The sequence below is a fragment of the Bartonella queenslandensis AUST/NH15 genome (genome assembly GCF_000312585.1).
Lineage (GTDB): Bacteria > Pseudomonadota > Alphaproteobacteria > Rhizobiales > Rhizobiaceae > Bartonella > Bartonella queenslandensis_A.
In genome coordinates this window covers 43,442-49,814 of record NZ_HE997975.1, presented here as the reverse complement: position 1 = coordinate 49,814, position 6,373 = coordinate 43,442, and the positions used below count along the sequence as shown (strand labels likewise).

General features: G+C 37.6%; 7 protein-coding genes. 5 read left to right on the top strand and 2 right to left on the bottom strand.

What is annotated here, in order from left to right:
- Positions 1-799: cation:dicarboxylate symporter family transporter (locus BN338_RS00485; protein WP_039758033.1), on the top strand; the 799-nt coding region annotated here is incomplete at its 5' end.
- On the opposite strand, the gene BN338_RS00480 is transcribed toward BN338_RS00485, so the two are convergent.
- A complete protein-coding gene (locus BN338_RS00480; protein ID WP_039758031.1) occupies positions 788-1,684 on the bottom strand; it encodes a methyltransferase domain-containing protein in 897 nt (298 codons plus the stop codon). The two genes, BN338_RS00485 and BN338_RS00480, sit on opposite strands and share 12 nt — an antisense overlap.
- A gap of 204 nt (positions 1,685-1,888) precedes the next feature.
- Here BN338_RS00480 and BN338_RS00475 point away from each other — a divergent pair, with 204 nt between their 5' ends.
- Positions 1,889-2,674 (top strand): ComF family protein, encoded by a 786-nt coding sequence (locus BN338_RS00475; protein ID WP_039758029.1) that lies wholly within the window; start codon positions 1,889-1,891, stop codon positions 2,672-2,674.
- 51 nt (positions 2,675-2,725) lie between these two features.
- Positions 2,726-2,980 carry a glutaredoxin 3 gene (gene grxC, locus BN338_RS00470; protein ID WP_039758060.1) on the top strand — a complete coding sequence of 85 codons (255 nt, stop codon included), beginning with the start codon at positions 2,726-2,728 and terminating at the stop codon, positions 2,978-2,980.
- A gap of 20 nt (positions 2,981-3,000) precedes the next feature.
- On the opposite strand, the gene ubiG is transcribed toward grxC, so the two are convergent.
- The gene (gene ubiG / locus BN338_RS00465; RefSeq protein WP_039758026.1) at positions 3,001-3,744 is read right to left on the bottom strand and encodes a bifunctional 2-polyprenyl-6-hydroxyphenol methylase/3-demethylubiquinol 3-O-methyltransferase UbiG; all 744 of its coding nucleotides are present in this window, start codon (positions 3,742-3,744) and stop codon (positions 3,001-3,003) included.
- A gap of 190 nt (positions 3,745-3,934) precedes the next feature.
- Between ubiG and BN338_RS00460 the strand changes: the two genes are divergently transcribed.
- Both BN338_RS00460 and BN338_RS10955 read left to right on the top strand, forming a co-directional pair.
- Complete coding sequence (locus tag BN338_RS00460; protein ID WP_039758024.1) at positions 3,935-5,191, top strand: aspartate kinase; 1,257 nt, start codon at positions 3,935-3,937, stop codon at positions 5,189-5,191.
- 807 nt (positions 5,192-5,998) lie between these two features.
- Positions 5,999-6,301 carry a nucleoside/nucleotide kinase family protein gene (locus tag BN338_RS10955; RefSeq protein WP_341872019.1) on the top strand — a complete coding sequence of 101 codons (303 nt, stop codon included), beginning with the start codon at positions 5,999-6,001 and terminating at the stop codon, positions 6,299-6,301.
- The last annotated feature ends 72 nt before the right edge of the window (positions 6,302-6,373 follow it).

Below are 6,373 nucleotides of genomic sequence, written 5' to 3'. Positions count from 1 at the left end.
TGTTGTTATTTTTGCATCATTTTTAGGGACATCGGTTCTTCTTTTAAAGAAAGATGAGCCAGAAAAAGGAGAAAAAGCGCTTTTATTTATTCAAGTGGCACAAGCTTGGATTATGCGGTTAGTTCGTCTTGTGATTGCTTTGACGCCTTATGGTATTTTTGCTCTTATGACGAAAGTAGGAGCAACTTCGCATATTGCAGATATTTTAAATTTACTCGTTTTTATCATTGCCTCTTATGTTGGCATTATTTTAATTTTTGGAATTCATGGTGTATTGCTGGGCATTTCTGGGGTTAATCCTTTTCATTTTTTCAAAAAAGTTTTACCAGTTTTAACATTTGCTTTTAGCAGCCGTTCAAGTGCTGCAAGTATTCCTTTGAATATTGAAGCGCAAACACAGTGGATAGGTGTACCGCAATCCATTGCGAGTTTTGCAGCTTCTTTTGGGGCTACAATTGGACAAAATGGGTGTGCTGGTCTTTATCCAGCGATGCTTGCAACCATGATTGCACCATCTGTAGGGATTAATCCTCTTGATCCTACTTGGATTGCTACGCTTGTTGGGATTGTAACGTTGAGTTCTATTGGTGTTGCGGGTGTGGGGGGAGGGGCTATTTTTGCTGCATTGATTGTGTTACCAATTATGGGGCTTCCCGTTACTTTGGTTGCTGTATTTATCTCTATTGAGCCACTGATTGATATGGGGCGTACCGCTCTAAACGTGAGTGATTCAATGATAGCTGGAACGATCACCAGTCAAATGTTACGGACAACGGATAAAAGTATTTTAAAAAAATGATTTTGGGTTATGTTTTTTGGGGGGGAAAACATCTGTCAAAGATATTTGTGCAGAACCAGGTTGTAGAGGTTTTTGTTGATTGGGGTGAGGCGCCCAGCCAGAGAGCCAGATGAAAGAAAAATGTGCACGAATACGTCCATCAGGGTCGCTAAATTTTTGTGCATAGATTTCAGCAGCACGGAAAAAAAATCGTTTGGAGACAGGGCGTCGTGAGCGCTTAATGAGGGCATTTTGCATTCCCATTGCTTTAAGATCGTGCATAAGGTCAAACATTGTATTATAGCGTATTGTAATCTCTTCAACATCTGCTACAGGTAGAGCAAAGCCAATACGTTGTAAAAGAGCGCCTGCATCACGAATGTCGGCAAAAGGGTAGATCCTAGGACTTGCTCCACCATAAATTTCAATTTCAGCTTGTAGGAGACATTCACGTAATTCTTTGAGTGTACCAGCTCCCGCCATAACAGCCAGAAATAAGCCATCTGGTTTAAGGGTGTTTTTTATCTGGCTTAGAACACCAGGGGTATCATTCGTCAATTGTAACGAAAGAAGTGAAACAACAAGATCGCAGTAATTTGGAGGCAAATCAAGAAATTCTCGATGACGTAAATGAAATTTTTGATCATGGCTTTGATAAAGTATATCGGTTTCAATACGTTCTATAGAACAAACCTTTCCAGATTTCATGAGAGCTTTCGTGGCAAGATCAGTATGGCTGTGTAAATCGAGAGCTAATGTAAAGAGGCGATCAACAGTACTCAGACGTTTATAGAGATCCTCTGCCATGAGAGAGAGTAAAAAGTCATACCCTTTTTTTGCTTTTTGGAAAGCGCGTTTGCGGAATTGTTCAATACGGTTATGATCAAAAATTAAAGGATGAGACATATTGGAGAATACTTTCGCTCTATGAAAGAATATATTTTGAAAAGGTTCATGTTTGTGCAAGCTCTGTCAAGTTTATAATGTGAAAGAAAATAAGATTATAGGAGGTTAAGAGTTTTTAAAGAAATTAAATTTATAAATTGAGGACATACAAAGGAACTTTTGTTCTACGGGGAAACGGGGAATTTGTAACAGCCTAAATTTATAATGTTTTATTTTCGAGAAGCGGCTTTAAATAGCGGGGATATACTCAGTCAATTCGTTGAACGCTTTAAAACAATGCTTTATCCACCAATGTGTCCTGGATGTAAGCAAAATGTTTCTACTTATGGCACGATTTGCTCTGAGTGTTGGAAAGATCTTCAATTTATCACAAAACCTTATTGTCCTGTTATGGGGACGCCTTTTGTTTGTGATATGGGGGATGGTTTTCTCAGTGGTGAAGCACTGCGTAGTTCTTACCCTTTTTCACGTGTTCGTTCAGCCATTGTGCATAAAGGACTTGCACGCACTTTGGTAACTCGCTTAAAATACGGTGATCATATAGAATTGGCATCTTTTATGGCCAATTGGATGATGTTTGCTGGACGTGAAGTTATTGATGAGTGTGATGTTATTATTCCCATTCCATTGCATTTTCGTCGTTTTTGGGAGAGGCGTTATAATCAATCTGCTGAGCTTGCGCGTTATATTGCAGCATCACAAAAAAAGCTTTTAAAACCGGGTTGGCTTGTTCGTTGTCGGCATACGCGTCCGCAGGTTAGTCTTTCTTCGAGAGAGAGAAAACTTAACGTAAAAAATGCTTTTAAGGTTTCGCATAAGGTTAAAAAATATCTCAAAGGATGTTCTGTTTTACTGATTGATGATGTATTTACAACAGGTGCAACAGTTACGGCAGCAGCATCTGCATTAAAATATGCAGGTGCACGACAAGTTGATGTGCTAACATTTTCGCGTGTCCTTAAAGAAGATTCTATTTTTCCTTCTTCTTAAGGGGAACTTAAAGTGGATATTATTAAAAAAAATACTTGGAGGATAATACTTATGAAAAAGATAATCATTTACACACGCCCAGGTTGTCCTTATTGTACAAAAGCACGTGATTTGCTGGACAAAAAGGGTGTACAATATACAGATATTGACGCTTCCACATCCCTTCGTCAAGAAATGGTACAACGTGCGAATGGACGGAATACATTTCCACAAATTTTTATAGGTGATTATCACGTCGGTGGTTGTGACGATCTTTATGCTTTAGAAGCTGAGGGAAAACTCAATTCTTTATTGCAAGATCTATAATTGTTGTAAATGATATCCCCTTAAGACCGTTTTGCGAGAAGGAGATAGTTAACATCCATGTCTTTTGAGTGATTCCAGCTGTCTTTTAATGGATTATAAGTAATACCTATCTCATCAATGACAGTTAGAGCGTTTTTTGATAAGAAATTTTTAAGTTCTCGAGGTTTTAAGAATTTTTTATAATCATGGGTTCCTTTTGGTAACCAACGAAGGATATATTCGGCGCCTACAATAGCAAGCCCCCATGCTTTCCACGTGCGGTTGATTGTTGCAACAAACATCAACCCTCGTGGTTTCAGCATTTTTGCTGTCGCTTTTATGAAGAGATTAACGTCAGCGACATGTTCAACAACTTCCATATTAAGAATGATATCAAATTTTTCCCCTTCATTGGCAAGTGCTTCTGCTGTCGTCGCGCGATAATCAATTGAAAGGTTACTTTGGGCAGCATGGATTTTTGCAACTTCAATATTTGTTTGTGCAGCATCAACCCCCACAACTATAGCGCCAAGACGTGCCATTGGTTCACATAACAAGCCTCCCCCACAGCCAATATCAAGAATTTTCAAATTGTCAAAGGGCTTCAGTGAAACAGGGTCACGATTAAATTCTAAGCAGATTTTTTCTCTAATGTAAGCAAGACGTGTTGGATTAAATTGGTGAAGAGGTCGAAATTTCCCTTGAGGATTCCACCATTCTGTAGCGATACGTGAAAAGTGATCAATTTCACTTTGATCAACAGTTGTTCGTGTTTCATCTATCATATTGCCTTCCTTTTATTTTAAATGATCAAGTCTAGGAGATTTTATACAAAGTTAAGAGAAATTAATATAATCATTAATGAAACTTGCACAAATGATAGATATTCGCTATGTCGAGAAAATAGTTAGTTGATAGAGCATCTTATTCTCATTATCGCTTGAGATAAGAGATGTAAAGGTAAGAGTGTTATTAATGGCGCGCATTGTCATGAAATTTGGTGGAACGTCTGTAGCAAACATTGAATGTATTCATAATGTTGCACGGCATGTCAAAAGAGAGGTTGAGGCAGGCAATGAGGTTGCTGTTGTTGTCTCTGCGATGGCGGGTAAAACCAATGAGCTTGTTCAGTGGACGTGTGATGCTTCGCCCATCCATAGAGATGCTCGTGAATATGATGTTGTGGTTGCTTCTGGTGAACAGGTTACTTCAGGTTTGTTGGCTTTGACACTTCAAACAATGGGGATCAATGCACGTTCATGGCTTGGCTGGCAGATCCCTATTCATACAGACAATGCGCATGGTCGTGCGCGCATTACGGATATTGATGGGTCTTTTTTAATAAAATGTTTTCAGGAAGGTCAGGTTGCCGTTATTGCTGGTTTTCAGGGGTTAGCTCCGGATAATCGGATTTCTACTTTAGGGCGTGGGGGATCAGATACAAGTGCTGTTGCTATAGCAGCAGCTGTGCAAGCTGATCGCTGTGATATTTATACGGATGTGGATGGTGTTTATACAACGGATCCACGTATAGAACCAAAAGCGCGCTGTTTACCAAAAGTAGCTTTTGAAGAAATGCTAGAGATGGCTTCTCTTGGGGCAAAAGTTCTACAGGTCCGTTCTGTTGAATTGGCAATGGTTCATAAGGTTCGTACCTTTGTACGTTCAAGTTTTGAGGATCCCGATGCATTAGGCATGGGTGATCCAATGAACTCTTCTGGAACACTTATTTGCGATGAGGATGAAATTGTGGAACAACAAAATGTTACTGGTATTGCTTTTGCTAAGGATGAAGCACAAATTTCGCTGCGTCGACTTGCTGATCGTCCAGGGATTTCGGCAGCAATTTTTGGTCCTTTGGCTGAAGAGTGCATTAATGTTGATATGATTGTGCAAAATATTTCTGAAGATGGCTCAAAAACGGATATGACTTTTACTGTACCATCAGCAGATGTAGAAAAAGCCGTTGCGCTTCTTGAGAAAAATCGCAAAGAAATTGGATTTGATGTTCTCCAGTTTGAAAGCGATCTTGCCAAAATATCTGTGATTGGTATTGGGATGCGTAGTCATGCAGGCGTTGCAGCTACAGCTTTTAAGGCTTTGGCTGAAAAGGGTATTAATATTCAAGCAATCACGACTTCCGAGATTAAGATTTCTGTTTTGATTGATAGTGCTTACACTGAACTTGCAGTTAGAACATTACATGCTGTTTATGGACTGGATAAGAGTTAAGTATTTTTAAACTCTCAATTTCAAGAACATAAAGTTTTAATATGTATGAATGATTTTCTTTATAAGCATAATTTATACGGTGAGATTTTTTCATTGAAGATTTCCTTATAATGAAGCAAAAAACTGTTTGCTTGCGCATCACAAACACGATTGGCGTAGGAATAAAAACTATTTAAGAGACAATATAAAAAATACTTATTATAAATCGTTTAGTTATAAGATAAAGGGAAAGGAGAATTGTTTTACAATAGGTGTTTTTTAAGAGAAGAAGAATGCACTATGTATATGTTATGAAAATGGGAATTCAGAAACAATATCATAGAGCTTGCAGAATTTGCCTTTTAGTCGGCTAAAAATTAAAAATATTATCCTAGTAGTAAATAGTTTATAAAAATCTCAACCTCTCACGCTAAAGAAGAGAGTGCTTTTGATATCATGTCTCTGATATCAAGAAATAAAATGCCTTCTTTCTAAGTAAGAGGATTTAAGATGTGAAATGACGTAAATTATATAGATGGAAAAAAAATGTATCTTCATAAAGATATTTATAATTCCATGTGATCTTTGAAACAATATTCTGGTTCTTTTGTTGCTCTATGCGGATTTGATAGGAGTGGGAAGACCACTCAAACACAAGAGATTTTTCGCTATTTGGCACAAGAAAGACATATAATACAAGCTTTTCAACCCAGTCATTGGTATAGCAATAATGAAGAGGTTAGAGATTATTGAGAGAGTGGAAAATAAATTGATCCACTGCTTTTAGCACTCTAAGCCACAACAGATAGACGAAAACATACACTTGAAATTATCGAACCTTCTTTAACTTCATCGCAAAATTTATTAATCAGTGATCGGTATGTTTATTCTAGTCTTGCTTATCTTTACGCTCGGGGGCTTTCCATTGAAAGTGTGATTAAGTTAAATCAATCTATTTCAAGACTTTGTATCACATTTTATCTTCATTTGCTGCTTGCTGCTATTATCGAGCGATTACAAAAAAGGGATAGTTTAGCCTTAAAATATGAAGAAAAACTCTTATTTATTGAAAAAGCTTATCAAGTATATCAACTAGTTATCAGAAATAGACGAATAATTTATCATCATTGATGGAACGGCTTCTGTTTCTTCAATTCATAATCAAATACGATACCATATAGATAAAGCTTGTTTTGACTATGA